The sequence below is a fragment of the Ramlibacter paludis genome, assembly GCF_022012305.1.
Taxonomy (GTDB): domain Bacteria; phylum Pseudomonadota; class Gammaproteobacteria; order Burkholderiales; family Burkholderiaceae_C; genus Ramlibacter; species Ramlibacter paludis.
In genome coordinates this window covers 23430-49592 of record NZ_JAKLTM010000009.1, presented here as the reverse complement: position 1 = coordinate 49592, position 26163 = coordinate 23430, and the positions used below count along the sequence as shown (strand labels likewise).

Sequence of the window (26163 nt, the reverse complement as noted above, 5' to 3'; positions counted from 1 at the left end):
AGATTCGGCCCATCAAGGGAATCGTTGGGAACCACAAACATGTCGATCATCATCACCATCATCGTCGGCTTCGTCGTCGGGCTGCTGGCCCGCGCCCTCAAGCCGGGCAACGACAACATGGGCATCATCCTGACCACGCTGGTCGGTATCGGCGGCTCTTTCCTGGCCCAGTTCCTGGGCCAGTCCATGGGCTGGTACACCGCGGGCCAGCCGGCCGGCTGGATCGCCTCGATCCTGGGCGCGATGGTGCTGCTGGTGATCGTGAACCTGCTGCGCGGCGGCGGCCGCCGCCGCGTCCTGTAAGCCTCAGGCCGGCCGCGCGGCCTGCAAGGTCGCGCGCGTGCTCTCGGCCACGACCCGCGCGGCATCGGCGAAATCGATGCCGCTCGACGCATAGAGGATCGCCCGCGAGGAATTCACCACGATGGGTGCGTCCTCCCGCCAGCCCGCCCGCACGGTGGCGACCGCATCGCCGCCCTGCGCGCCGACGCCGGGGATCAGCAGCGGCAGCGTCGGTGCAATCGCGCGCACCCGCTCGATCTCCGCCGGGTAGGTCGCGCCGACCACCAGCCCCAGCTGTCCATTCAGGTTCCACGGCCCTTGCGCCAGCTTGGCCACGTGCTCGTAGAGCAGCGGCTGGCCGTCCACCGACGCCAGCCTTTGCGCCTGCAGGTCGTCGCCGCCCGGGTTGGAGGTGCGGCACAGGAGGAAGGCGCCCTTGTCCGGGTACTTCAGATAGGGCTGGACCGAATCGAAGCCCATGAAGGGGGACAGCGTCACCGCATCCGCGCCATAACGCTCGAACGCCTCCTTCGCGTACTGCTCGGCGGTGGAGCCGATGTCGCCGCGCTTGGCGTCCAGGATCACCGGCACGTGCGGCCAGTTGGCGCGCAGGTGGCGCATCAGCTGCTCGAGCTGCTCCTCCGCACGGTGGGCGGCAAAGTAGGCGATCTGCGGCTTGAAGGCGATCACCAGGTCGCCGGTCGCGTCGACGATGCGGGCGCAGAAGTCGTAGATGCGCGCCGCGTTGTCCTTCATGGCCGCCGGGAAGCGCGATGGCTCCGGGTCGAGCCCCACGCACAGCATGGAGTCATGGCGCTGCTGCGCCGCCTGCAGCCTCGAGAGGAATGTCATGGCGCAATTTTAGTTAATGCCAAGGGTCTCCCCTTTCCGGGGGAAAGCAGGCGGCCCCCGCGCACTCGCGGCCGCACGTATCATCGACCGCTGCAAGCCGCACCGATGAGCCCCACGCAACCGCCGTCCGCCGCAGATGAGGAGCAGCGCCGCCTGGCCCGCCTGCGGGAGCTGGCGGTGCTGGACACCGCCCCGGAGCCGGTGTTCGACGCCCTCGTGCGCATCGCCGCCGCCGTCTGCGGCACGCCCATCGCCCTCATCAGCCTGATCGACACCGAGCGCCAGTGGTTCAAGGCCAACCTGGGGCTGGAGGGCGTGGCCCAGACGCCGCGCGACGTCGCCTTCTGCGACCACGCCATCCGCGGCAACGAGGTGATGGAGGTGCCGGACGCCACGCGCGATGCGCGCTTCGCCACCAATCCCCTGGTCACCGGCGACCCCGACATCCGCTTCTATGCCGGCGCGCCGATCGAGATGCCGGGCGGCGAGCGCATCGGCACCTTGTGCGTGATCGACCGCCGGCCCGGGGAGCTGGACGCCAGGCAACTGGCGGCGCTGCGCGACCTGGCCACGGTCGCCCAATGGGCGCTGCTGCAGCGCGAGCGCCTGCATCAGGTGGCCTCGGCCGGCGCCGACGTGCTGGGCGACATGGAGCTGCTGGCCAGCGTGGTCGAGAACCTGCCTTGCGGCCTGAGCGTTTTCGACGGCGAGCTGCGGCTGATCGCGCACAACCGGCAATTCCGGCAGATGCTTGCCTTTCCGGACCATCTCTTCGACGGCACGCCGCATTTCCAGGACTTCCTGCGCTTCAATGCGGCGCGGGGCGACTACGGCCCGGGCGACCCGGAGGACCAGGTGCAGCGCGTGGTCGAGGAAATCCGCGCCGAGCCCAGCCAGCACCTCCAGCGCCCGAGCCCGGACGGCGGCGTGCTGGACATGCGGCGCTCGCCGCTGCCCGGCGGCGGCTTCATCACCACCTACGTCGACGTCACGCAGGCCACCGCCGCCGACAAGGCGCTGCGCGACAGCGAGGAGCGGCAGAAGCGCGCGCTCGACGCCTCCGGCCTGTCGCTCTGGGAGCTGGACCTGGACTCCGGCTGGATGTACCTGTCGGAGAACTGGTCGCTGCTGCTGGGCGGTGCGGCCACGCCCACCATCACCACGCCGCTCGCCCTCACCGAACTGGTGCCGGCGGAGCAGCGGCCCGCGCTGACGCAGGCGCTCACCGCCATGCTCAAGGGCGAGACCGACCGCTATGCGGTGGAGCACCAGGTGCGGCGCAAGGACGGCAGCCATGCCTGGATCCACAGCGAGGGCCGCGTCACGCGGCGCGCCGCCAGCGGGGAAGCGCTGTATGCCACCGGCACCAACCAGGACGTGACCGCGCGCAAGGAGGCGGAACTGCAGCTGGCGCGCTCGGCCGCCATCACCCGCGCCACGGTGCAAGCCGCGGCCGACGGCATCATGGTCGTCGACGCCAGCCGCCGGGTGATCTTCCACAACGAGCGCCTGAGCCAGATGTGGGGCGCCCCCGCGAAGCTCGAAGGCGCGGTGGCGCCACAACTGCAGCCGCACGTGGCGCCGCAGATGCTGGACCCGGCCGGCTTCACGCGCCGCGTGGAACAAATCTACAACTCGGACGAACTCGAGACCTTCGATGAACTCCTGCTGCGCGACGGCCGCGTGTTCGAACGGCACAGCCGCCGCATCGACCTCGACGGGGGCTATGGCCGCGTCTGGACCTTCCACGACATCACCGCGCAGCGCAAGGCCGACCAGGAACTGCACGCGGCGAAGGAAGCGGCCGAAGCGGCCAACCGGGCCAAGACCGATTTCCTCGACAACGTGAGCCACGAGATCCGCACGCCGCTCAATGGCGTGCTGGGCCTCACGCGCCTGCTGCTGGCGGAGCCCCTGAGCGAGCAGCAGCGGCGCTACGTGCATCTGGCCGACGCCAGCGCCGCCTCGCTGCTGGAACTGATCAACGACCTGCTGGACCTGGGCAAGATCGAAGCCGGCCGCATGGAGCTGGAGGACGCGCCCTTCCGCCTCGACGAACTGCTGCAGCAGCTCAACGAGCTGTACCGCCTGCGCGCCGGCGAGAAAGGCCTGCAGTTCGTGCTGGACGTCGCGCCCAACGTGCCCTCCAGCGTGTCGGGCGACGCCGGGCGGCTGCGGCAGATCCTCAACAACCTGCTGTCCAACGCCTTCAAGTTCACCGAGCGCGGCGAGTTCGGCCTGATCGTCGGCCGCCCCGACGGGCCGCTCGGGCCGGACGTGGTGCGCTTCACGGTCTACGACACCGGCATCGGCATTCCCTACGACGTGCAGAAGAAGCTGTTCACGCGCTTCGCGCAGGCCGAGCGCTCCACCAGCCGCAAGTACGGCGGCACCGGCCTCGGGCTGGCCATCGTGAAGCAGCTGTCCGAGCAGATGGGCGGCAGCGTGCTGCTGCAAAGCGAACCCGGCCGCGGCGCCTCGTTCCGATGCGACCTGCCGCTGCGCGCCGCCGACGAGCCGGTGCCCAACGCGACGCCCCTTCCCTTGCGCGCCGCCGGCGCGGTGCGTTCCACGCGCATCCTGGTGGCGGAGGACAACCCCACCAACCAGGTGGTGGTGCGCGGGCTGCTGGCGCAAGCGGGCTACCGCGACGTCACGCTGGCCGACGACGGCCAGCAGGCCGTGGATGCCGCCATGGCCGGCGACTTCGACCTGGTGCTGATGGACTGCCGCATGCCGGTGCTGGACGGCTACGGTGCCACCATGCAGCTGCGTGCACGCGGCTTCACCGCCCCCATCATCGCGCTCACCGCCAACGCCGCCGCCGGCGAACGCGAGCGTTGCCTCGCGCACGGCATGAACGATTACCTGGCCAAGCCGATCGACGCCGGCCGGCTGGCGCAGGTGCTGGCGGAATGGACGGTGAGCGCGTCGGCCGAGGAGCTTGCAGCCGCACCCGCGCAAGAGCCGGCCGCGCCGGCGAACCCAGCGCGCCAGGCCGCGCTCGAGCGCCTGGGCGGCGACGAGGAACTGCTGGCCGCGGCCCTGGGCTCCTTCCGCGAGCACGCGCCCAAGGTCCTGCAGGCGGCCCGGGCCGCCTTCGCCGCCGGCAACCAGGCCGACCTGCACCGGCACCTGCATTCCTTGTCCGGCTCCTCGGGCATGGTCGGCGCGGAGCAGGTGCGCGCGCTGGCGAAGCAGCTGGAAGCCGAAGCCCAGGCCGGCCGGCTGGCCGCCGCCGGCGCCGGGCTCGAGGACCTGGCCGAACGCTGCGCGGACTTCCTCGCCGACGCCGCGGACTGGGTCGCCCCAACATGAACTAAAGGGGTCCCTTGTAGGACAAGGCCCCGATTGCCGGCCTGCGCGGAGAAGCGGGCCGCGGCCGGTGCCAATAATCGCGCTTGCCCGACCTATGCCCACGCCGCCTGCCCTTTCGACCACCAGCATCGAACAGCGCCTGCAGTTGCTGATCGAGGCGGTCACCGACTACGGCATCTTCGTGCTGGACCCCGAAGGCCACATCCAGTCGTGGAACAGCGGCGCGCAGAAGCTCAAAGGCTATTCGCGCGAGGAGATCCTGGGCCGGCACTTCTCGGTGTTCTATCCGCAGGAGGCCATCGACCGGCGCTGGCCGCAGGAGGAGCTGAAGCTCGCCCGCGAACGCGGCCGCTTCGAGGACGAAGGCTGGCGCCTGCGCAAGGACGGCACCCGGTTCTGGGCCAACGTGGTCATCACCGCGCTGTACGACGCCCAGGGCGAGCTCACCGGCTTTGCCAAGATCACCCGCGACCTGACCGAGCGCCGCGCGCACGAGGAGGCGCTGCGCGCGAGCGAGGAGCGCTTCCGGCTGCTGGTGGACAGCGTGCGCGACTACGCCATCTTCATGCTGGACCCGGACGGCAAGGTCCGCAGCTGGAACGCCGGCGCCCAGGCCATCAAGGGCTACCGCGCCGACGAGATCATCGGACGCCACTTCACCGTGTTCTACACGCCGCAGGACCTGGAGGCCGGCAAGCCGGAGGCCGAACTGGCGACGGCCCGCGCCGAAGGCCGCGTGGAAGACGAGGGCTGGCGCGTGCGCAAGGACGGCAGCCTGTTCTGGGCCAACGTGGTGATCAGCGCGGTGCACGGCGCCGAAGGCCAGCTGCTCGGTTTCGCCAAGGTCACGCGCGACATGAGCGAGCGCCGCCGGCTCGAGGAACTCGAGCAGTCGAGCCGGCGCATGAACGAGTTCCTGGCCATGCTCGCGCACGAGCTGCGCAACCCGCTGGCGCCGATCCGCAACGCGGTGACCATCATGCAGCTGGAGCAGCTGCAAAGCCCGGTCCTGCGCAACTGCCGCGACGTGATCGACCGGCAGCTCACGCACGTGACGCGGCTGGTCGACGACCTGCTCGACGTGGGGCGCCTCACCACCGGCAAGATCAAGCTGCGCAAGGAACTGGTGCGCGTGGCGGACGTGGTGGCGCGCAGCGTCGAAACGGCGCGGCCGGTGATCGCGGCGCGGCACCACACGCTCGACGTCGACGCTACGGCTGAACCGGTCTACGTGCATGCCGACGCCACGCGGCTGTCCCAGGTGCTGCAGAACCTGCTGGTCAACGCGGCCAAGTACACGCCCGACGGCGGGCACATCCGGCTGGGCGTGCGGGCGAGCGGCGGCTTTGCCGAGATCAGCGTGGCCGACAACGGCCGCGGTCTCGCGCCGGAGAACCTGGAGAAGATCTTCCAGCTGTTCATGCAGGCCGAGGCCGGCCTCTCGTCGCCGGTGGAAAGCGGGCTCGGCATCGGGCTCACGCTGGCACGCTCGCTGATGGAAATGCACGGCGGCAGCATCGAGGCGCACAGCCCCGGCCTGGGCCAGGGCAGCACCTTCATCGTCCGGCTGGCGGTGGCGCAGGAAGCGCCGGCGCCCCAGGCGGAAGAGGAACAGTCCGAGGACGAAGACACGGGCGGCCTGCGCGTGATGGTGATCGACGACAACCGCGACTCCGCCGACAGCGCCAGCGACGTGCTGCGCCTGCTGGGCAACCGGGTGGAGACGGCGTACGACGGCCACTCCGCCATCCCCATCGCGCAGCGCTTCCGTCCGCAGATGATCCTGCTGGACCTGGCCATGCCGGGCCTGGACGGCTACCAGACTCGCAAGGGCCTGCTCGCGACGGCCGCACTGCAGCCGCAGGACATCTATTTCGTCGCCATGACCGGCTTCGGCAACGAGGACGACAAGCGCCGCACCCGCGGCGCCGGCTTCGACGCCCACCTGACCAAGCCGGTGGAGCTCGACGCCCTGATCGTGTTGCTGAACGAGGCCAGGGCGCGCTTCGGCACCGGCTCCAAGGTGTAGGACGGCACCGACAGATGAGTTCGCCGGCCTCTGCGGCCGAGTGGGCGCCCCTAAGATGCGCCTTTCGCCCGGAGAGGTGTATGCCGCAACGATGGTGCAAGGGGTGCGCGCGCTGGCGCCTGGGCGTGCTGGCGCTGGCCGCCGGCGCCCTGCCGGCGTGGTCGCAACCCGCGCAGCACGCGGCCACCGGCCTCGCCGACCTGAGCCTGGAGCAATTGAGCGAAGTGGCCGTGACCTCGGTCAGCGGCCGGCCCGAAAGCCTGCGCAGCGCGCCGGCCTCGGTGTTCGTGATCTCCGGCGAGGACATCCGGCGCTCCACCGCCACCACGCTGGCGGAGGCCCTGCGCCTCGCCCCCAACCTGCAGGTGGCGCGCCTCAATGCCGGCCAGTACGCGATCAGCGCGCGCGGCTTCAACAACGCGCTGGCCAACAAGCTGCTGGTGCTGATCGACGGCCGCACGGTCTATTCGACGCTCTTTGCCGGCGTGTTCTGGGACACCCAGGACGTGGTGCTGGAGGACATCGAGCGCATCGAGGTGATCAGCGGCCCCGGCGGCACGCTGTGGGGCGCCAACGCCGTCAACGGCGTGATCAACATCATCACGAAATCCACCGTGGCCACGCAGGGCGGACTCGTGTCCGTGACGCGCTCGGACCGCGGGGGCACCGAGGCCCTGCGCTGGGGCGGCAAGCTGGGCGAGGTGGGCCACCTGCGCGTGTACGCACTGGCGCTGGACCGCGACAACACGCGGCGCGCCGACGGCGTCGAACGCGCCGATGCCGCCAGCAAGCACCAGTTCGGGTTCCGCAGCGATTTCGGCCTGGAAGGCGGCCAGCTCACCGTGCAGGGCGACCTCTACCGCGGCGGAGACGACCCCGCCAGCAACCTCGCGCCCAAGCTGCACGGCGGCAACCTGCTGGCGCGCTGGGAAAGCCGCTTCGCCAACGGCAGCCCGTATCGCGTGCAGGCTTACTACGACGCGCAGTCGCGCGACGAAACCACCGCCTTCCGCAACGACGCCCACACCATCGACGTGCAATTCACGCACGAGCCGCGGCTGCCGCAGGGCCAGCAGCTGCTGTGGGGCGCGGGCTACCGCAGCGGCCGCGACGTCAACGCACCCAGCCCCGCGCTGGTCTTCATCCCCGCCGAGCGGACCCTTTCCTGGGCCAACGTATTCGCGCAGCACCAGCTGCAGGCGGGTGCCTGGCAGCTGACGCTGGGCGCCAAGGTGGAGCGCAACAGCTACACCGGCGTCGAATTCCTGCCCAGCCTGCGTGTCGCCTATGGCCACGGCAGCACGGCGACGACCTGGGGTGCCCTGTCGCGCGCGGTGCGGGCGCCGGCGCGCATCGACCGCGACTTCAACTTCCCCGCCAATCCGCCCTTCCAGATCCGCGGCGGCGGCGAGGGCTTCGTCTCCGAGGTGGCGACCGTGGCGGAGCTGGGGCACAAGGGCCAGTGGGGCCGCAACCTCTCGTATTCGGCCACCGTCTTCCGCCAGCATTACGAGCGCCTGCGCGGCGGTGCCGGCTCGCCGCCCCAGGTGGCCAACCGCATCGAAGGCGACGTCGACGGCATCGAGGCCTGGGCCCAGTGGCAGCCGGCGGACTTCGCGCGCCTGGGCCTGGGCTACCTCGGGCTGCACAAGGACCTGCGCTTCAGCGCGCCGCCGGAGAATCCCAACAGCATCGCCTCGCTCGGCAACGACCCGCGCTCGGAATGGAAATTGCGCGCGCAGTTCGACCTGCCGCACCGGCTGGAGCTGGACGTGCTCGCGCGCCGCGTCGGCGCCCTGCCCGCGCCGGCCGTGCCGGCCTATACCGCCGTCGACCTGCGCCTTGGCTGGCAGGTCACGCCGCGCATCGAGCTGTCGCTGCTGGCGAAGAACATCCTCGACGAGCGGCACGCGGAGTTCAATGCCGCCGCCGTGGCCAGCGAGTTCGGCCGGCGCATCTTCCTGCGGGCGGTGTTCCAGCTGTGAACGCGCGGCGCGCCCTGTTCCTGGCGCTGTCCCTCGCGACAGCGATGGCGGGCGCCTGGGCGCAGCCGCTGGGCGCGGCCCGCGAGAGCGCCGTCAAGGCGGCCTACCTGTACAAGTTCGGCAGCTTCGTCGAGTGGCCGCCCGGCACGTTCCGGGGACCCGAAGACCCGCTGGTGATCGGCGTCTGGGGCGACGACGCCGTCGCCTCCGAGCTCGACCAGCTGGCGCGCGGCCGCAGCATCGAAGGCCATCCGGTGAAGGTGCTGCGCCTGCGCGAGGCCGAAGACGCGAATCCGCTGCACATCCTCTTTGCCGGCGGGCCGCGCGAGGGCCGCATCCGCGACGTGCTGGCCGCCGTGCGCGGGCCGGTGCTGACCGTGGCCGACGTGCCGGTCGGCGGCAATCCCGGGCCGGTGCTGCACTTCACGCGCGACGATGGCCGCGTGCGCTTCAATGCGTCGGTGTCCGCCGCCGCGGCGCGCAACCTCAAGCTCAGTGCCAAGCTGCTCGCGGTGGCCCTGCAGGTGGAGAGCCGCTGATGCTGCGCCTCGCCACCGCCCGCACCCTGCAGCGCAAGCTCACGCTGATCCTGCTGGCCACCATCGGCCTGGCGCTGTTCCTCGCCGCCAGCGCGCTGCTGCTGGTGGAACTGCGCAAGGAATACCGCAACGCGCGCCAGGACCTGGTGGTGCAGGCCGACGTGGTGGGCCTGGCCAGCGAGGCGGCGCTGACCTTCGGCGATGCGAAGGTCGGCGAACAGAACCTGCGCGTGCTGCAGGCGCAGCCGCAAGTGATCGCCGGCGCGCTCTACGACATCCGCGGCCGGCTGTTCGCGCACTTCCTCTCCGGCGAGGACGGCAGCGCCGAAGTGCCGGCACAGGCGCCGCCGCTCGGCATGCACTTCGGGCTGTCGACGGCGACCGTGGTGCGGCCCGTGATTTCCAACCGCGAGCAGATCGGGCGCGTCTACGTGCAGCTGCAGCACGGGCTGCTGGCCGAAGTCGCCGAGTACGTCGGCTGGCTGGTGCTGGTGGTGCTGGTCAGCCTGTTCGGTGCGCTGCTGCTCGCGCGCCGCCTGCAGCCGGCGCTGACGGAGCCGATCGAGGACGTGAGCGCGGTGGCGCGCGGGGTGCTGGAGCACGGCAACTACGACCTGCGCGCCACCAAGCGCAGCCAGGACGAAGTCGGCCGCCTGGTCGACGCCTTCAACGCCATGCTCGACGAGCTCGGACGCCGCTCGCGCATGCAGCAGGAAACCAACCGCGCCCTCTCCGCGAGCGACGCGCGCTACCAGCTGGCCGCGCGCGGCTCCAGCGCGGGCCTGTGGGACTGGGACATGGACGCCGGCACCATGTTCTATTCGCCGCGCTTCAAGGCGCTGCTGGGGTATTCGGAGGAGGAGTTCCCCGACCTGCCGACTTCGCTGCTGAACGTGATGCACGAGGACGACAGGCAGCCGGTGCAGGCCGCGCTGCGCTCGCACCTCTCGCACGACACGCCGTTCCAGGTGGAATGCCGGCTGCAGGAAAAGCGCGGACCTTGGCGCTGGTTCCTGGTGACCGGGATGGCGCTGCGCGACGAGAAGGCGCGCGCCTTCCGCATGGCCGGCTCGCTGATCGACATCTCCGAGCGCAAGCAGACCGAGATCCTGCTGCAGCAGTCGAACCGCGCCAAGGACGAATTCCTGGCCACGCTGGCGCACGAACTGCGCAACCCGCTGGCGCCGCTGCGCACCGGGCTGCAGATCCTGAAGCGGCCCGACGTGGCCGAAGGCATCCAGAAGCGCACGCTGGTCACGATGGACCGCCAGCTGACCCACATGGTGCGGCTGATCGACGACCTGCTGGACATCTCGCGCATCAACAGCGGCAAGATCCGCCTGGAGCTCGCCCGCAGCTCGCTGCGCGCGGCGCTGCAGACGGCGCTGGAACTGGCGCGGCCCGCCATGGACAGCGCCGGCCACGTCCTCGAAGTGCAGCTGCCCGAGCCCGACATCGCCCTGCACGCCGACGAGACGCGCCTCGCGCAGGCCTTCGGCAACCTCCTGAACAACGCCGCGAAGTACACGCCGCGCGGCGGCCGCATCGCGCTGCGTGCCTGGCAGGACGGCCAGCAGGCTTGCGTGGAGATCCAGGACAGCGGCATCGGCATTCCTCCCGAGATGCTGGACCGCGTGTTCAGCCTGTTCGCGCAGGTCGACGGCCATGCGGGCACCTCGGGCGGCGGCCTCGGCATCGGCCTGTTCCTGGTGCGCGGGCTGGTGGAGATGCATGGCGGCACCGTCGAAGCCAGCAGCGGCGGCGACAACCAGGGCAGCACCTTCCTCGTGCGCCTGCCTTGCCTGCCGCCCGCGGCGGCGCCGGCGCCGGTGCCGCCGCGCGAAGACGACCGCACCCTGCCCGGCTCGGCGGCGCCCGGCCGCGTGCTGGTGGTCGACGACAACCTCGATGCGGCCGACACGCTGGCCACCTTGCTGGACATGCTGGGCCTGCAGACGCGCCAGGTGCACGACGGCGAGGGCGTGCTGGCGGCGGCGCTGGAGTTCCGGCCCGAGGTGGTGCTGCTGGACATCGGCCTGCCCGGCATGGACGGCTACGAGGTGGCGCGCGCGCTGCGCGGCGAGCCGCGGCTGGGACGCGTGACCCTGATCGCGCTGACCGGCTGGGGGGCCGAGGACGACCGGCGCCGCGCGCTGGCGGCCGGCTTCGACCACCACCTCACCAAGCCGGTCGACCTGGCGGTGCTGGAGCAGATGCTGCGCACCCTGCAGCTGGAGCAGCGCACGTGAAGCGGCCCACGCTGCAGGCCCTGGGACTCGCCGCCGACAGCAGCGAGCGGCAGGCCGCCGCCAGCGTGCGGTCGCTGCGCATCCTGCTGCTGCTGTGCGCGCTGCTGCCGCTGGCGATCTTTGCCGCCTTCGCCGCCTACCGCTACGCGCAGATGCACGACGAGGCCGAAGTCCGCCTCGATCGCGCCCTGCGCATCGCGCACGAACATGCCCTCAAGGTGCTGGAGATCAATGCCACCATGCTGGGGCACGTGGCCGACCTGGCGGAGGAAGGGGGCGACAGCCCGCAGCGCCGCGCGCAGCTGCACCACCAGCTGCAGGCGCTGGCCGCGGGCAAGCCGCAGATCCAGTCGATCTGGGTGCTGGACGCCGAGGGGCGGCCGGTGACGTCGAGCTTCGTGGCCGAGCCGCCGCCCGACCTGCAGTTCGGCGACCGCGCGTACTTCCGCTGGCACCGCGAGGGCAGCCGGCGGGACGGGCTGTTCTTCTCCGACGTGCTGGTGGGCCGCGCGACCCGCTCTCCGTTCTTCGACGTCAGCCGCGCCCGCCGGGGACGCAACGGGGAATTCCGCGGCGTCGTCAACGTCAGCCTGCGACCCGACTACTTCGCGCGCTTCTACGCGGATCTCGCGGCCAACGAACAGGGCCTGGCAATCACCATGTTCCGGCGCGACGGGGCGGTCTATGCACGCTGGCCGCAGCCGCCGGCCAAGGCCGTGGCGCCCGCCGGCGCCGTGATGGCCCGGATCCAGGCCGGCGAGCGCTCGGGCCTCGTGCGCGGCGTTTCCTCCCTGGACGGTTCGACGCGCCTCGCGCAGTTCCAGCAGGTCGGCGACTATCCCGTCTTCCTGGGCAGCTCGCTGGCGCTCGAGAGCGTGCTGCGGGCCTGGCTGCGCGAGATGGCCCTGCTCGCGGCCTTCGCCACCCTGCCGGTCCTGGGCGTGCTGATCGCGGGCCTCGCGGCCATGAAGCGCGCCCGCCAGGCGGAAGAAGCAGCGCGCCAGCTGCGGGAGGAATCGCAGGCCCGCGTGCAGATCGAGGAAGCGCTGCGGCAGGCGCAGAAGATGGAAGCCGTGGGCCGGCTCACCGGCGGCGTCGCGCACGACTTCAACAACGCGCTGATGGTGATCAGCGCCAACCTGCACATGCTCAAGCTGACGCAGCCGGGCGTGGGCACGCGCCAGACCGAAGCGATCGCCCGCGCGGTCGACAGCGCCACCAAGCTCACGCGCCAGCTGCTGGCCTTCTCGCGCCGCCAGGCCCTGTTGCCGCAGGTGCTGCGCCTGCAGGACCGGCTGCCGCAGATGAAGGACCTGCTCGCGCCCGTGCTCGGGCGGCCGGTGGAGCTGGAGATCGATGTCGATGCCGCGACGGCGCCGGTGAAGGTGGACCAGGCGGAGCTCGAGCTGGCCCTGCTGAACCTCGCCGTGAATGCCAAGGACGCCATGCCGTCCGGCGGCCGCTTCCGCCTCAGCGCCCACAACGCCACCCTCGGCGTGGACGCGCGCCCGGGCGTGCTGATCGCCGCCAGCGACACCGGCAGCGGCATCGCGCCCGAAGTGCTGGCCCGCGTGTTCGAGCCCTTCTTCACCACCAAGCCGGTCGGCGAAGGCACCGGCCTGGGCCTGAGCCAGGTCTACGGCTTCTGCCAGCGCTCGGGCGGCGAGGCCCGCATCCGCAGCGCCCCCGGCGAAGGAGCGACCGTGGAGATGCTGCTGCCCGCCATCGACGGCCCCGCGGATGTCGACGCCGGCGACGACGACGCCGGGCAGGCGGCGCTGAACCTGCGCGTGCTGCTGGTGGAAGACAACGTCGAAGTGTCGGCGGCGATCCGCCCGGTGCTGGAGACCTTCGGCTGCCAGGTCACGCACTTCGCCACGGCGGCGCCGGCCATCGCCTGGCTGGATGCGCATGCGGGGGAATTCGATGCCGTCCTGACCGACGTGGTGATGCCGGGCGAGCTCGATGGCGTGGCGCTGGCGCGGCACGTGCGCGAGAAGCATCCGCAGCTGCGGCTGGTGGTGATGACCGGCTATGCCGCGCAGCTGGAGGAGATCACGCGGCAGGGGTACACGGTGCTGCCGAAGCCGTGGACGGCGGCGAACCTCGCGCGGACCTTGCGCGGCTAAGCGCGGTCACTCGCGCGGCAATTCGATGATGAAGGCCGTGCCGTCCTCCGGCGAGGAGGTCGCGCGGACGCTGCCGCCATGCGCCGCCGCGATCTCGCGCACGATGAACAGGCCGAGCCCCACGCCCTGCGCCAGGACGTCGGCGCCGCGCACCATCGGCTCGAACAGCAGCGGCATCTGCGCCGCCGGAATCGCCGGGCCGTGGTTGTGCACCGTGATGCGGAAGCTGCCTTCCCCGCCCTGCGATCGCACGGTGACCGGCTGGTCCTGCGCGCCGTGGTTCAGCGCATTGGCCACCAGGTTGCCCACCGCCTGCGCGATGCGGTCCGGGTCGGCCCGGCACTCGCCCGGCCCGAGCGGCTGATGCACGATCGTGCGGTCCGGAAAGGCGATCCCCAGCTCGCCGACGCTTTCCGCCAGCGCATGGTGCAGGTCGACCGGGCGCGGCTGGACGCGCAGGCCGCGGCCCAGGCGGGCTTCGGTGAAGTCCAGCAGGTCCGACACCAGGTGCTGCACCCGCCCGACCGAACGCTCGATGCGCGCCACCACCGTCGCCTGCTGTTCGGCGGACACGCCCTTCTGCAGCATGGCCGCGCTCATGTGGATGACCGACAGCGGATTGCGGATGTCGTGGCTGACCACGCCGACCAGCTGCTCGGCGAACTGGGCCCGCACCTCGGCCTGCGCGCGGGCCTGCGACAGTTCCTGTTCGTCCTTCATGTGCTGGGCGTGCAGTTCCTCGGCGCGCCGGCGCTGCGCCATCAGCTCGCGCTCGTACTTGTGGCGGTCTTCGGCGATGAACAGGGCCACCTGCCACATCAGCATGCCTTCGACGGTGCGCTCCGCGATGTTGACGATCACCGGCACCGGCTTGCCGTCGCGCCGCCGCATTTCCAGCTTCACTTCCGACACGGAAGACTGCAGGCGGATCAGCGGCTGCAGGTGGGTGGCGAAGAAGATGCGGCCGCCGGCGGTCAGCAGGTCCTGCAGGCGCAGCTTGCCGACCAGTTCGTCGACCGGGAAGCCGAGCCAGCCGCAGGCCGTGGCGTTCGCGCGCAGCAGCAGTCCCCCGCTGGCGGCCACGAGCAGGCCGCAGGGGGCGGATTCGTACAGTTCTTCAGCCCCCGGTACCGCCATCGCGCGCTCAGAGGGTCTTCAGGAAATCTTCGATCGCCTGGACGCTGGCGCTGGGCGCGCTCAGGTGCGGGCAGTGCCCGACGTTCTCGATGACGCGCAAGGTGCAGTTCGGGATGACGCGCCGCATGTACTCGCCGACGGCCAACGGCGCGATCAGGTCCTCGCTGCACTGGAGCACCAGCGTGGGCGCCTGCAGCCGGGGCAGCTCGGCGCGGTGGTCCGACAGGAAGGTGACGCGCGCGAAATGCTTGGCGATCTCCGGATCGGTGCGGCAGAAGCTGTTGGTGAGCTCCACCGCCAGCTCGGGCTGGTCGGGCGCGCCCATGATGGCCGGCGCCATGTTGCTGGACCAGCCGAGGTAGTTGCTCTCCAGCGTCTCCAGCAGAGACTCGATGTCGGACAGCTCGAAGCCGCCGACATAGTCGCGGTCGTTCACGTAGCAGGGTGACGGCCCCACCATCACCTGGGCGGCGAAGGCGTCGGGGCAGCGCACGTTGGCCAGCATGCCGATCATGGCGCTGACGGAATGGCCGACGCAGATCGCGGGCGCCGAGGTCACCGCCTCCAGCACCTCGCACAGGTCGTCGGCGTGGCCTTGCAGCGTCGCGTACTTGTCGCGGTCATAGGCCTGGTGCTCGGAATTCCCGCTGCCCACCAGGTCCAGCAGGATGCACTGGTGGCTTTCGGCAAAGTGCGGGGCCAGCAGCCGCCACATGTTCTGGTCGCAGCCGAAACCGTGCACGAACACCATCGGCGGACCCTTGCCCTGGACGTGGACGTTGTTGCGCGTGAGAACGGTCATGGCGACCTCCGGAAACGGGGTGGACCCGGGAGTATCGCTGCCGGACCGATGCGGGGCCCAGCGAAGTGGCGGTTCGCGCGGCCTTGTCCTACAGCGGCAGGATCAATGTCACTGCCAGCCCGCCGCCCTCGCGGTTGTGCAGGGCGATGCGGCCGCCGTGGGCCTCGGCGATCTCGCGCGCCAGCGCCAGGCCCAGGCCGGTGCCGCTGCGCTTGGTGGAATAGAAGGGGACCAGCGCATTCGACATCACCTGCTCGTTCATGCCAGCACCCCGGTCGAGGACTTCGACCGCCATCGCATCGGCGGAACGGCGCACCGCGACTTGCACCTGCTGCGGCGGCGAGCCGGACTCGTGCGCGTTCTTCAGCAGGTTCAGCAGCGCCTGCTCCAGCTGGGCCGCGTCGGCTTGCACCGCATGCTCGGGCAACTCACCGGCAACGGTGAAGGGTACGTGCAAAGTCAACGCTTCGAGGAAGGGCCGCCAGTCCAGCGGGGCCTTGCGGGGCGCCGGCAGCTTGGCAAAACGCGCATAGCCTTCGATGAAGCCTTCCAGATGCCGCGCGCGCTCCTCCACCGTCGCGAGGATCTCGGGCAGCCGCTCCACCTGCCCGCGCCGCACCAGCTCGGTGGCCGAATGCGCGAGCGAAGCGACCGGCGCCAGCGAGTTGTTCAACTCGTGGCTGATCACGCGGATCACCTTCTTCCAGGTCTGCACTTCCTGGCGCCGCAGTTCCGCCGTGAGGTGGCGCAGCAGCAGCAGCTCGTGCCGCTTGCCGTTCAGGGTGAAGGCGCGGCGGGCCAGGTGGTAGATCTCGTCCTCGGCGTCGCGCTCGCCGGCATGGCGCACGGTGAACAGGGCATCGCCGCCGCGGGCCATGGCCTCGCGCAGCGACGCCGAAGTGCGGCGCAGCAGCTGGTCCAGCGCCAGGCCTTCGATGCGGCGCCCGTCGTTCAGCAGCTGCCGCGCGGCGATGTTGGCGAAGACGATGGGCCCGTCGGCCTGCACCAGCAGCATGGCCACCGGCGTGTTCTGCACCATGGTGTCGAGCAGCAGTTCGCGCTGCACCAGGCCCAGCCGCTGCTCGCGCAGCACGGTGCCCAGCGCGTTGTGCGCCTGCACCAGGTCGGCGATCTCGTCGTTGCGCTCCCAGTGCAGGCCGAAGGAGAAGTCGCCGTCGCGGTAGCTGGTGACGGTGCCGACCAGCGCGCGGAACATGGCCAGCAGCGGCGCGAGTTCATGGCGGGCCCAGGCGACGGCCAGCGGAACGGTGATCGCCAGGGCCGCAAGCGCCGCCGCCCACGGCGCCGGCAACAGCCAGCGCTGCAAACCGAAGGCGACCGCCAGTGCGATCGCGGCCAGCACGCTCGCGCCCAGCGCGAGGCGCAGCGCCAGCGGAATGCGAAGGCGCTCCGCCGCCGCCATCAGTTGCCGCCGCGCGCGATGCCCAGGCGCTCCATGCGGCGGTACAGGGCTTGCCGGCTCAAGCCCAGTTCGGCGGCCGCCTGCGCCACCACGCCGCCGTGACGGGCGAGCACCTGTTCGATGGCTTCGCGCGTCAACGCCGTCTCCGCTTCGGGTGCGGCGGCAATTGGCAGTCCCAGGTCGGCGGCCGAGATCGCGTCGCCGCGCGCGAGCAGGCCGGCGCGCTGCATCACGTTCTTCAACTCGCGCACGTTGCCCGGCCAGCCGTGCTGCAGCAAGGCCTGCTGCGCGTCGGCCTGCAGCATGCGGCCGGCGCCCAGGAAGTGCTGGGCCAGCGGCAGGATGTCGCCGGGGCGCCGGGCCAGCGGCGGCAGCGCCAGCTCGATCACGTTCAGCCGGTAGTACAGGTCTTCGCGGAAAGTGCCGGCGCGGATCATCGCCTGCAGGTCCGCGTTGGTGGCGCTCAGCACGCGCACCTTCACCCTCTTCTCCTCGTTGGAGCCCAGGCGCTGGAAGCGGCCGGTTTCCAGCACGCGCAGCAGCTTGACCTGGCCCGCGGGCGGCAGGTTGCCGATCTCGTCGAGGAACAGGGTGCCGCGGTCGGCCGCTTCGAACTTGCCGGCGCGCCCCTTGCCGGCGCCGGTGTAGGCCCCGGCTTCGGCGCCGAACAGTTCCGCCTCGATCAGCTCGGAGGGCAGCGCGCCGCAGTTCAAGGTGACGAAGGGGCCGTCCTTCACGCCGGAGTTGGCCTGGATGATCTCGGCGATGCGCTCCTTGCCGCTGCCGTTCGGCCCGGTGATGAGGACCGGCACCTCGGCGCGCGCCACCTGGCAGGCCAGCTCCAGCACGCGCTGCGTGGCGGCGTCGCGCCACACGATGCCGCGCAGGTCGAACTGCCGCTCGAGCGCATCGCGCCGCCCCGCGTCGCCCTGCGCGCGGTCGCGCAAGGCGCGGCTGGTTTCGCCGAGCTCCAGCAGGTTGCGAACGGTGGTCACCAGGCGCTCGTCGTTCCAGGGCTTGGCCAGGTAGTCGGCGGCGCCGTCCTTGATGAGGGCGACCGCCATGTCGAGGTGGGTCCAGGCAGTGAGCAGGATCACCGGCAGGTCCGGCTGGCGCGCGCGGATCGCGCGGAACAGTTCGCGCCCCTCTTCGCCCGAGGTGGTGTCGGCGGCGAAGTTCATGTCCTGGATGACGAGGTCGATGCGTTGCCGTGCCAACGCTACCAGCCCTGCCGCCGGCGAATCGGCATGCACCGTGGCGATGTCGTTCAGCGACAGCAGGACGTCCAGCGCGGTGGCGATGGCCGGGTTGTCGTCGATGACCAGCACCGTCGCCATGCGTCAGGCGGTCCGCGTGGCGATGGCGGGCGGCGTGCTCGCGGCACGCGAAGCCGGGCCCCAGACCGCGGCGACGCCCAGCAGCCAGAGCACGCCGGCGCCGGCGGCGAGGTAGGCGACGGGCAGCTGGCCCATCTCCAGCGTGCGGCGCAACAGGCCGTTGAGCGCCAGCGCCAGCAGCAGGCCGGCGGCGATGCCGGCGCTGGTGATCAGCAGGTTCTCGGTGACGAAGTAGCGCACGATGTCGCGCCAGCGCGCGCCCAGGGCCCGCCGCACGCCGATCTGCTTGCGGCGCTGGGCGACGCGCAGCGCGGTCATGCCGACGATGCCGCTCACCGTCACCAGCAGCAGCAGCACGCTGACTGCGATCAGCATCCAGGCCATCGCGCGTTCGTTGCGGTAACGGGTGTAGCGGTCGTCGCTGACCGAGCGGACCTGCTCCTTCAGCGCCATCGGGTGCAGCTTGCGCACCACCTCCTGCGCGCGCAGCATCACGGCGTCGCGCTGGCCCGGCGCCGTGCGCACCACGTAGCGCGACATCGGCAGCGACATGCGCAGCGGCAGGATGGCCGAGTACTCGGCGGAGGGGCCGGTATGCGCCTGCGGGCCCTGCAGCCGCTCGACGACGCCGACGATGCGCGAGGGCCGCGCCTGGCCCATGCCGAAGTAGAAGGTCTTGCCGACGAAGGACGCGCTGTCCGGGAACAACAGGCGCGCGAGCGCCAGCGAGACGATGGTGTTGCGCGGGATGTCCTCAGCGGACGCGGCGGTGTCGGGGTCGTTGTCGATGATTTCGTCCGGCTGGAAATCGCGGCCTTCCACCAGCTTCAGCCCCAGCGTCTTCACGAAGCCTTCGTGCGCGAAGTACAGCGCCACGTTGGCCGTTTCCTGGGTCTGCGCCAGGCTGGCGCGCACGCTGCCGGAGGAGCCGGAGCGCGACATCGGCATCTGCGACGTCCAGGCGGCGGACTCGACGCCGGGCAGGGCGCGCAGCGCCTGCACCACTTCCTGTTGCCGCGCCAGCACCTCGGCATGCGGTCGCTTCTCCAGCGGCCGCACGGCGAGGTAGCCGACGTTGGCCTCGTCCGCCACGCCGCTGGGGCGGTCGGCGGTGGCGATGCGCTGCGACACGATGAACAGCGCGTTGGCCAGGATGGCCAGGCTGATGGCGACCTGGACCGCGACCAGCAGCGGGCCGGTCTTCTGGCGCAGCAGGGCGGAAAGGATAGGACGGATTTCCATCGTGGACCTCACTGCGACTTCAGTTGGAGCGCGGGCGTCACCTGGGTGGCGCGCCACGTGGGCAGCAGCCCGGCGACCAGGCTGGCCCCGACCGCGATCGCGAAGGTGGCGGCAAGCATAGCCCAGTCCATGTGGGCCACCACCGCCAGGTCGCGCGAGGCGCCGCGGATCAGCCACAGGCTGCCGGCCGCCAGTACGAGGCCCGACACGCCGCCGGCCAGGCCGATCACGCCGGCCTCGACCAGGAACTGCCGGAAGATCGCGCCGCGCGTCGCGCCCAGCGCGCGCCGCACGCCGACCTCCGCGGAACGCACCGAGAACTTGGCCAGCAGCAGGCCCATCGTGTTGACCATGCAAAGCAGCAGGAAGCCGAAGGCCAGCCAGACCGCCACGCGGCTGTCGTTGCGCACCACTTCCATCCACTCCAGCCACTCACGCACGTTGAAGAGGCGATTGGGCGCCTTGCGCTCCAGCCGGCCCAGGCGCTGCTGCTCGCGCGCATAGTCGTCGATCCAGGCTTGCAGGGCGGGCCGGTCCGCGGCCGACGAAAGCTCGAACCAGGGCTGCAGCCAGATGCATTCCGAGGCCAGCAGGCCCTGGAAGCCGACGCCGCTCTCGTGCGAGCAGGTGGTGCTGCCGTAGTTGGGGAACTCCAGCGCGATGGCCGTCGCGAAGGGGATGTAGACGTCTTCCTCGCCGGCGAACTCGCCGCCGGTGGCGTTGACCAGGTGCGTGTAGCGCGGCAACTGGCGCCAGTCGTCGACGACGCCGACGACGGTGAAGTCGCGGCCCCAGACGCGCAGGCGTTGGCCCACGGGGTCCGCGTTGCCGAACAGCGCTTCGGCCTTGCGCTTGCTCAGGATGGCGACCGTCGCGGCGCGCTTCTCGTCCTCCACGCTCCAGGGCGTGCCGCGCAGCAGGGGCGCCTCGAACATGGCGAAGTAGTCGCGCGTGGTGGCGATGCCCTGCAGGTCCACCACCGGCTGGCCGGGCTTGCCGGTTTCGACCGAGCCGTTCACGTCGTACAGCACGGTGCGGCGCACGCCCTGGCCGCTGGCCAGGAAGGCCATCGCGTCCTTGTAGGTGGTCTGGTTGCCGTAGGGCTCGCGCTTGCCCGGGACGTAGCTCCTGGCCGGAGCGACGTCCAGCAGGGGTGCGATCAGGCGGTCGCTCTTGCCGGGGATCGGGTCACCGGACATCACGTGCAGGATGGTCAGGGTGGCGATGCTGGCCGCGACACCGATCGCGAGCGTCAGCACCATCAGCCCCGTCAGCACCGGGTTGCGGCGCAGGCTGCGCAGCGCCAGGCGGAAGTAGTACTGGAACATGCGCGCTCCCTCAGGCCGGCTGCGCTTCGGCCGCCGGCGCCACCAACGTGCGCTCGCGCCGCAGGTCGCTCGCGAAGCCGTCGATGATGTGCACGTTGCGCTGCGCGCGCTGCGCCAGCTCGGGGTCGTGCGTCACCATCAGGATGGTGGTGCCGCGCGCGTTGATCTGCTCCAGCAGGTCCATCACGCTGCGCGCCATCTGGGTGTCGAGGTTGCCGGTGGGCTCGTCGGCCAGGAGCAGGCGCGGTGTGCCGGCCAGCGCCCGGGCGATGGCCACGCGCTGCTGCTGGCCGCCCGAGAGCTCCGCCGGGTAGTGGCGCATGCGCGAACCCAGGCCGACTTCGGCCAGCGCGTTCTCGATGCGTTCCTTGCGCTCGGCGGCGGAGAAGCCGCGGTAGCGCAAAGGCACGTCCACGTTGTCGAAGATGTCGAGGTCGGGAATCAGGTTGAAGCCCTGGAAGATGAAGCCCAGCTTCTCGTTGCGCAGGCGCGAGCGGGCGTCGTCGCCCAGGCCCTTGACGCTGACGCCATCGAGCACGTAGTCGCCGTCGTCGAAGTCTTCGAGCAGTCCCGCGATGTTGAGGAAGGTGGTCTTGCCCGAGCCCGAGGGCCCGGTGACGGTGACGAACTCGCCTTCGCGCACCTCGATGTCGATGCCGCGCAGCGCGTGCGTCTCGATCATGTGGGTGCGGTAGGCCTTGGCCAGGTTCTCCATGCGCAGCATCTTTGTTGCCCTTTCCTTCACTCGTTGATCTTCACTTGCGCGGCGTTGTCGAACGCTTCCGCGCCCGCCACCACCACCCGGTCGCCGGGCTTGAGCCCGGCGAGGATTTCGACGGCTCCGACGCTGGTGGCGCCCAGGGTCACCGGCCGGCGCCACGCAATGCCGTTTTCCACCACGTAGACGAAGCGGCCGCCTTGCGTGTCGACGAAAGGGCCGCGCGGCAGCACCAGCGCGTCGGGCTTCTCGTCGATCAGCAGGCGCGCGTTGATGCGCTGGCTCTGGCGCAGGCCGGCGGGCTGGGCGCCGCTGAAGCGCACCCGCGCCAGCACCGTGCTCTTCACCACCTCGGGCGAGATCGCCGACAGCTTGCCGACGGCGCGGATGTCGCCGGCGGTGATCTCCACGTTCATGCCGAGGCCGAGGTCGGCGACGTAGGTCTCGGGGATTTCCAGTTCCACTTCGAGTCGCGCCAGGTCCACCAGCGTCAGCAGCGGCGCATTGGCGGCGACCACCGCGCGGTCGGCCACCGCCAGGCTGCCGACCAGGCCGTCCATGGGTGCGCGCAAGGTCAGTTCCTCGACCCGGCGCTGCGCCTCCTGCAGTTGCAGGTGCTGGCGCGCGAGTTGCTCGCGCCGGGTGCGGATCTGCAAGGCGACGTCGCTGTTCTCCAGCGTCGCGGCTTCGGCGGCGTGGCGGCGGCGGATCTCGGCGGACTTGAGCGCGTCCTGCGCCTTCTCGAAATCGTTCTTGGCGATCACGCCTTCCACGCCGGCGTGCTGGATGCGCTCCAGCGCCCGCTGCGCGGCCGCGCGTTCGATCTCGGCCTGGTCGGCGTCGCGCCGCGCGATCAGCTTCTGCTTGCTGGCGATGATCTGCTGGCGTTCGATCTCGGCGGCCAGCTCCTGGTAGGCGGAGCGTTCGCGCTGCAGCGCGCCCGCGAGGTCGGGCGACGCGAGTTCGGCCAGCACCTGGCCCTTCTTCACCGTGTCGCCGGCGTTGACCTTCAGCAGCACGGTTGCCGGCGCGGCCGCATAGAGCGTGGGACTGACCGCGGCCACCACGCGCCCGCTGACGGCGGCGTCTCGCACCAGCGGGCCGCGCGTGACCGGCGCGATGCGCAGCCGGGAAGCATTGACCGAGGTGGCGCCGGCGTTCCAGCCGGCCAGCAGCGACGCGGCCACCGCGACCAGCAGGCCGGCGGCGGCAGCTGCCGCGCCCCAGCGCGTCCAGCGGCGGTGGCGGGGGACGGCAAGGGCCTGGTCCTGGGCGGAGGTGTCGCGGATCATCGCGACTGGCATTGCAGCTTGCGTGCCTGCCGCAAGTGCTTGATTTCATTGGGGCCGCGGCCGTCCGCCGGGTGTCCGGGGCTGTCCGCGGGGTGTCCGCGCGGCAACGCGGACAGCGGCCGCTCAGGGGTAGACGAAGACTTCGGCGGGGCTTCCCAGCAGGTCCACGGTGCCTTCCGGCAGCGCCCCGAGCGAACGCGCCAGCTGCTTCGACGGTTCGTTGGCCGGGCGCACCAGGCTCACGATGCGCGGCTTGCGCAGGGTGTGGCGCGCGACATCCAGCAAGGCCCGGCAGGCTTCGCCGGCATAGCCCTGGCGCCAGTGCGCGCGGTCCACGAGGTAAGCGAGTTCGAAGCCGGGCCAGCCGGGCACGTCGATGAAGCCGGCGTGGCCGATCACCGGCCCGTCGCGCAGCTGCATCGCGTAGATGCCGTAGCCGAGCATCTCCCAGTGGCCCAGCGTGCCGGCCATGACCCGCCAGGTGACCTCCGGTGCGTTGGGCCCGCCCGTGCCGATGTAGCGCATGACTTCCGGGTCGGCGCAGATGCGTGCGTAAGCGGGATGGTCGGCCAGGGTGAAGGGGCGCAACACCAGGCGCGCCGTCTCCAGCCGACGCGGGGCCTGGAGGGAGTCATCGGTCGTCATGGGCGCATTGTCCCGCCGGCGGCAAGGGCTGTTGATATATCGTACGATATGTTTTTCGAACGAATAACCATCTCATGCACAGCCACCATCGGCACCACGATCCCGAAGCCCCCGGCGGCGGTTTCACCCGCGGCCGCCGCTTTGCCGGCGAGCAGCTGCAGCTGATGCTGCTGGCCCTGCTGGCTGCCAAGCCCGGCCACGGCTACGAATTGATCAAGGCGCTGGAAGCGCGCTCCGAAGGCTTCTACGCGCCCAGCCCCGGCGTGGTCTATCCGGCCCTCACCTTCCTCGAGGAACGCGGCGACGTGGTCGGCGCGGCCGAAGGCAACCGCAAGTCCTACCGGCTCACGCCGGAAGGCGAGCAACGGCTGGCGACCGAGCGCGACCGCGCCGACGAACTGCTGGCGGGACTCGCGCACATGGCCCGCAAGATGCGCCACCTGCGCGGCGCGCTGGCCGAAGAGGCAGGCGAAGACGTGTGGCTGCCCGAGTTCGTGGCCGCGCGCCGCGCATTGAAGCGCGCGCTGCTGATGAAGAGCGATGCGCCGCCGGCCGAACAGAAACGCGTGGCCGCCATCCTGGAACGCGCCGTGCGCGAGATCAACGCAAACTGAAGGAACCCCATGGCAGAACAGGAAACCCTGGAAGTGCGGCGCGTGCGCCACGAGATCAAGCGCCGCAAGCTGCGCGTGCGCGACGTGGCGCGCCTCGCGCCCCACATGGTGCGCGTCACGCTCGAAGGCGAGGAGCTGGCGGACTTCGTCTCCGCTTCCTTCGACGACCACGTGAAAGTCTTCTTCCCCGCCCCCGAAGGCGCCGAGCCGGCGAAACGCGACTACACGCCGCGCCGCTTCGACACCGCGCGCCGCGAGCTGGCCATCGACTTCGTGCTGCACGGCGAAGGCCCGGCCACCGAATGGGCCGCGGCCGCGAAGGCAGGCGATGCACTGGAAGTCGGCGGGCCGCGCGGCTCCTTCGTGATTCCGGCCGGCTTCGACACCCATGTGCTGATCGGGGACGCGTCGGCGCTGCCGGCGATCGCGCGCAGGCTGGAAGAACTGGCAGGCCGGGCGCGCGTCATCGCGCTGGTCGCCGCGGATCCGATGGCCTTGCCGCAAGCCGAAGGCCTGGACGTGCGCTGGGTCGAGGGCAGCCTCCTCGATGCCGTGCGCGCCCTGCCCTTGCCGGAAGGCGAAACCTACTGGTGGGCCGCCGGTGAATCGGCCGAGATGCGCGCGCTGCACCAGCACCTGGTGCAGGAGCGCGGCGTGGACAAGAAGCGCGTGCGCGCCAGCAGCTACTGGCGGCGCGGCGACTCCGCGGTGCACGAGACCTTCGAGGAATAATCGCGCTCGTGCTGCAGTACTTCACCTTCCCCGTCACCCGCTTCCAGCAGAACTGCTCCGTCGTCTACGACGACCCGAGCAAGCAGGCCGCCGTCATCGATCCGGGCGGCGACCTCGACGCGCTGCTGGCCGAAGTCGGACGCCGCGGCCTGAAGCTGGAACAGATCTGGCTCACGCACGCGCACATCGACCACGCGGGCGGCACGGCCGAACTGGCGAAGCGCCTGGGGCTGCCCATCGTCGGGCCGCATCCCGGCGACCAGTTCTGGATCACGGGCCTGCCGCAGCAGGGGGCGATGTTCGGCTTCCCGCCGGCCGAGCCCTTCACGCCCACGCGCTGGCTGGCCGATGGCGACACGGTGGAACTCGCGGGCCACGTGCTGGACGTGCGGCATTGCCCGGGCCACACGCCGGGGCACGTGGTCTTTCACTCCCCCGAAATGAAGCGGGCCTTCGTCGGCGACGTGCTGTTCGCGGGCAGCATAGGCCGCACCGACTTCCCGCAGGGCAACCAGGCGCAGCTGGTGGCCAGCATCAAGGAGAGGCTGTGGCCCATGGGAGATGACACGGTGTTCATCCCGGGCCACGGGCCGGAAAGCAGCTTCGGGCGCGAGCGCAGGACGAACCCCTACGTCGCCGACTCAGCGCCGGCCTAGCGCCGGGCGACCGCCTGCTGGTACAGGCCGCGCACGCGCGGCACGTTCTGCTCCAGGCGGTTGATGCGATCGCTGCCGCTCGGGTGCGTGGACAGGAAGCCGCCGTTGGCGCCGCCGCCGGCCCTTTCCATCTTCTGCCACAGGGACACGGCCGCTTCCGGGTTGTAGCCCGCGCGCGCGCCCATTTCCAGGCCGACCAGGTCGGCTTCGACCTCGTCGTCGCGGCTGAACTTGAGCGTCAGCAGCTGCGTGCCGACGTTGGCGGCCAGGTCGCCGAGCTGGCCCAGTCCGAACAGCGCCGCGCCCAGCGACAGCAGCGCGCCGGTTCCCTGGCTCTTGGCAATGCGTTCACGGGCATGCTCGCGCAGCGCGTGCGCCATTTCGTGGCCCATCACCATCGCCACCTCGTCGTCGCTCAGCTGCAGCTTGTCGAGGATGCCGGTGAAGAAGGCGATCTTGCCGCCCGGCATGCAGAAGGCGTTGATCGACTGGCTGCCGATCAGGTTCACCTCCCACTTCCAGCTGCGCGCGCGTTCATTCCAGCGCGGCGTGTCGGCGATCAGGTTGCTCGCGATCTTGCGCAGCCGCTGCAGCTGCGGATGGCTTTCCGGCGCCAACGCGTGCTTGGCGCGGGCCTGCTCGAGCAGTTGGCCGTATTGCTGGGCCGCGGCGACCTCGAGCTCGTTGGCCGGCACCAGCGATCGCAAACGCGAGGACTGGCCCACGTCCACCTGCGCCAGCACGGGCGGGGCAGCAGCGGCACCCGCCGCCAGGAGGAAGGCCCGGCGGCCATTCCAGATCGTCTGTTTCGCATCGCAGAGCTGGCACATGGTTGAATACTACAAACAATCCCC

21 protein-coding genes are annotated in these 26163 nt (G+C 70.9%); 10 read left to right on the top strand and 11 right to left on the bottom strand.

Annotation, left to right across the window (positions count from 1 at the left end):
- Positions 1 to 39 precede the first annotated feature (39 nt).
- Positions 40 to 303: a GlsB/YeaQ/YmgE family stress response membrane protein gene (locus LZ009_RS23060; RefSeq protein WP_275700342.1), complete on the top strand. Its 264-nt coding sequence runs from the start codon at positions 40 to 42 to the stop codon at positions 301 to 303.
- Between the two features lie 3 nt (positions 304 to 306).
- On the opposite strand, the gene pyrF is transcribed toward LZ009_RS23060, so the two are convergent.
- The gene (pyrF, locus tag LZ009_RS23055) at positions 307 to 1134 is read right to left on the bottom strand and encodes an orotidine-5'-phosphate decarboxylase (RefSeq protein ID WP_275700341.1); all 828 of its coding nucleotides are present in this window, start codon (positions 1132 to 1134) and stop codon (positions 307 to 309) included.
- Positions 1135 to 1239: 105 nt separating this feature from the next.
- Between pyrF and LZ009_RS23050 the strand changes: the two genes are divergently transcribed.
- The 6 genes from LZ009_RS23050 to LZ009_RS23025 all read left to right on the top strand — a co-directional run bounded on the left by LZ009_RS23050 (position 1240) and on the right by LZ009_RS23025 (position 13383).
- Positions 1240 to 4452 carry a PAS-domain containing protein gene (locus LZ009_RS23050; RefSeq protein ID WP_275700340.1) on the top strand — a complete coding sequence of 1071 codons (3213 nt, stop codon included), beginning with the start codon at positions 1240 to 1242 and terminating at the stop codon, positions 4450 to 4452.
- Between the two features lie 94 nt (positions 4453 to 4546).
- Positions 4547 to 6481: a PAS domain-containing hybrid sensor histidine kinase/response regulator gene (locus LZ009_RS23045; protein ID WP_275700339.1), complete on the top strand. Its 1935-nt coding sequence runs from the start codon at positions 4547 to 4549 to the stop codon at positions 6479 to 6481.
- Between the two features lie 80 nt (positions 6482 to 6561).
- A complete protein-coding gene (locus LZ009_RS23040) occupies positions 6562 to 8466 on the top strand; it encodes a TOL_0244 family TonB-dependent receptor (protein ID WP_275700338.1) in 1905 nt (634 codons plus the stop codon).
- A complete protein-coding gene (locus tag LZ009_RS23035) occupies positions 8463 to 9005 on the top strand; it encodes a TOL_0243 family YfiR-like periplasmic protein (RefSeq protein ID WP_275700337.1) in 543 nt (180 codons plus the stop codon). Before LZ009_RS23040 ends, LZ009_RS23035 begins: the two co-directional genes overlap by 4 nt.
- Complete coding sequence (locus LZ009_RS23030) at positions 9005 to 11254, top strand: sensor histidine kinase, YfiR-like protein-associated (RefSeq protein ID WP_275700336.1); 2250 nt, start codon at positions 9005 to 9007, stop codon at positions 11252 to 11254. The genes LZ009_RS23035 and LZ009_RS23030 overlap by 1 nt, the downstream gene beginning before the upstream one ends.
- On the top strand, positions 11251 to 13383 hold the full coding sequence (locus LZ009_RS23025) for a hybrid sensor histidine kinase/response regulator (RefSeq protein ID WP_275700335.1): 2133 nt from the start codon (positions 11251 to 11253) through the stop codon (positions 13381 to 13383). Before LZ009_RS23030 ends, LZ009_RS23025 begins: the two co-directional genes overlap by 4 nt.
- 6 nt (positions 13384 to 13389) lie before the next feature.
- On the opposite strand, the gene LZ009_RS23020 is transcribed toward LZ009_RS23025, so the two are convergent.
- The 9 genes from LZ009_RS23020 to LZ009_RS22980 all read right to left on the bottom strand — a co-directional run bounded on the left by LZ009_RS23020 (position 13390) and on the right by LZ009_RS22980 (position 23307).
- Positions 13390 to 14520: a PAS domain-containing sensor histidine kinase gene (locus tag LZ009_RS23020; RefSeq protein WP_275700334.1), complete on the bottom strand. Its 1131-nt coding sequence runs from the start codon at positions 14518 to 14520 to the stop codon at positions 13390 to 13392.
- A gap of 7 nt (positions 14521 to 14527) precedes the next feature.
- Entirely contained in the window at positions 14528 to 15322 is a 795-nt protein-coding gene (locus LZ009_RS23015) for an alpha/beta fold hydrolase (RefSeq protein WP_275700333.1), read from the bottom strand.
- 88 nt (positions 15323 to 15410) lie between these two features.
- Positions 15411 to 16745 (bottom strand): sensor histidine kinase, encoded by a 1335-nt coding sequence (locus tag LZ009_RS23010; protein ID WP_275700332.1) that lies wholly within the window; start codon positions 16743 to 16745, stop codon positions 15411 to 15413.
- Entirely contained in the window at positions 16745 to 18082 is a 1338-nt protein-coding gene (locus LZ009_RS23005) for a sigma-54-dependent transcriptional regulator (protein ID WP_275700331.1), read from the bottom strand. The genes LZ009_RS23010 and LZ009_RS23005 overlap by 1 nt, the downstream gene beginning before the upstream one ends.
- Before the next feature lie 3 nt (positions 18083 to 18085).
- Positions 18086 to 19324: an FtsX-like permease family protein gene (locus tag LZ009_RS23000; protein ID WP_275700330.1), complete on the bottom strand. Its 1239-nt coding sequence runs from the start codon at positions 19322 to 19324 to the stop codon at positions 18086 to 18088.
- 8 nt (positions 19325 to 19332) lie between these two features.
- Entirely contained in the window at positions 19333 to 20652 is a 1320-nt protein-coding gene (locus LZ009_RS22995; RefSeq protein WP_275700329.1) for an ABC transporter permease, read from the bottom strand.
- Positions 20653 to 20662: 10 nt separating this feature from the next.
- Positions 20663 to 21376: an ABC transporter ATP-binding protein gene (locus LZ009_RS22990; RefSeq protein WP_275700328.1), complete on the bottom strand. Its 714-nt coding sequence runs from the start codon at positions 21374 to 21376 to the stop codon at positions 20663 to 20665.
- A 17-nt stretch (positions 21377 to 21393) separates the two neighbouring features.
- Positions 21394 to 22662: an efflux RND transporter periplasmic adaptor subunit gene (locus LZ009_RS22985; protein ID WP_275700327.1), complete on the bottom strand. Its 1269-nt coding sequence runs from the start codon at positions 22660 to 22662 to the stop codon at positions 21394 to 21396.
- 123 nt (positions 22663 to 22785) lie between these two features.
- Positions 22786 to 23307, bottom strand: coding sequence for a GNAT family N-acetyltransferase (locus LZ009_RS22980; RefSeq protein ID WP_275700326.1), 522 nt, complete (start codon positions 23305 to 23307; stop codon positions 22786 to 22788).
- 74 nt (positions 23308 to 23381) lie between these two features.
- Here LZ009_RS22980 and LZ009_RS22975 point away from each other — a divergent pair, with 74 nt between their 5' ends.
- From LZ009_RS22975 to LZ009_RS22965, 3 genes are read left to right on the top strand one after another with little or no spacing between them, the layout of a single operon-like run.
- Positions 23382 to 23921: a PadR family transcriptional regulator gene (locus LZ009_RS22975; protein WP_275700325.1), complete on the top strand. Its 540-nt coding sequence runs from the start codon at positions 23382 to 23384 to the stop codon at positions 23919 to 23921.
- A 9-nt stretch (positions 23922 to 23930) separates the two neighbouring features.
- Positions 23931 to 24653, top strand: a complete 723-nt coding sequence (locus LZ009_RS22970) for a siderophore-interacting protein (protein ID WP_275700324.1) — start codon at positions 23931 to 23933, stop codon at positions 24651 to 24653.
- Between the two features lie 8 nt (positions 24654 to 24661).
- A complete protein-coding gene (locus tag LZ009_RS22965; protein ID WP_275700323.1) occupies positions 24662 to 25309 on the top strand; it encodes an MBL fold metallo-hydrolase in 648 nt (215 codons plus the stop codon).
- On the opposite strand, the gene LZ009_RS22960 is transcribed toward LZ009_RS22965, so the two are convergent.
- Positions 25306 to 26139 carry a M48 family metallopeptidase gene (locus LZ009_RS22960; RefSeq protein WP_275700322.1) on the bottom strand — a complete coding sequence of 278 codons (834 nt, stop codon included), beginning with the start codon at positions 26137 to 26139 and terminating at the stop codon, positions 25306 to 25308. The two genes, LZ009_RS22965 and LZ009_RS22960, sit on opposite strands and share 4 nt — an antisense overlap.
- Positions 26140 to 26163 lie beyond the last annotated feature (24 nt).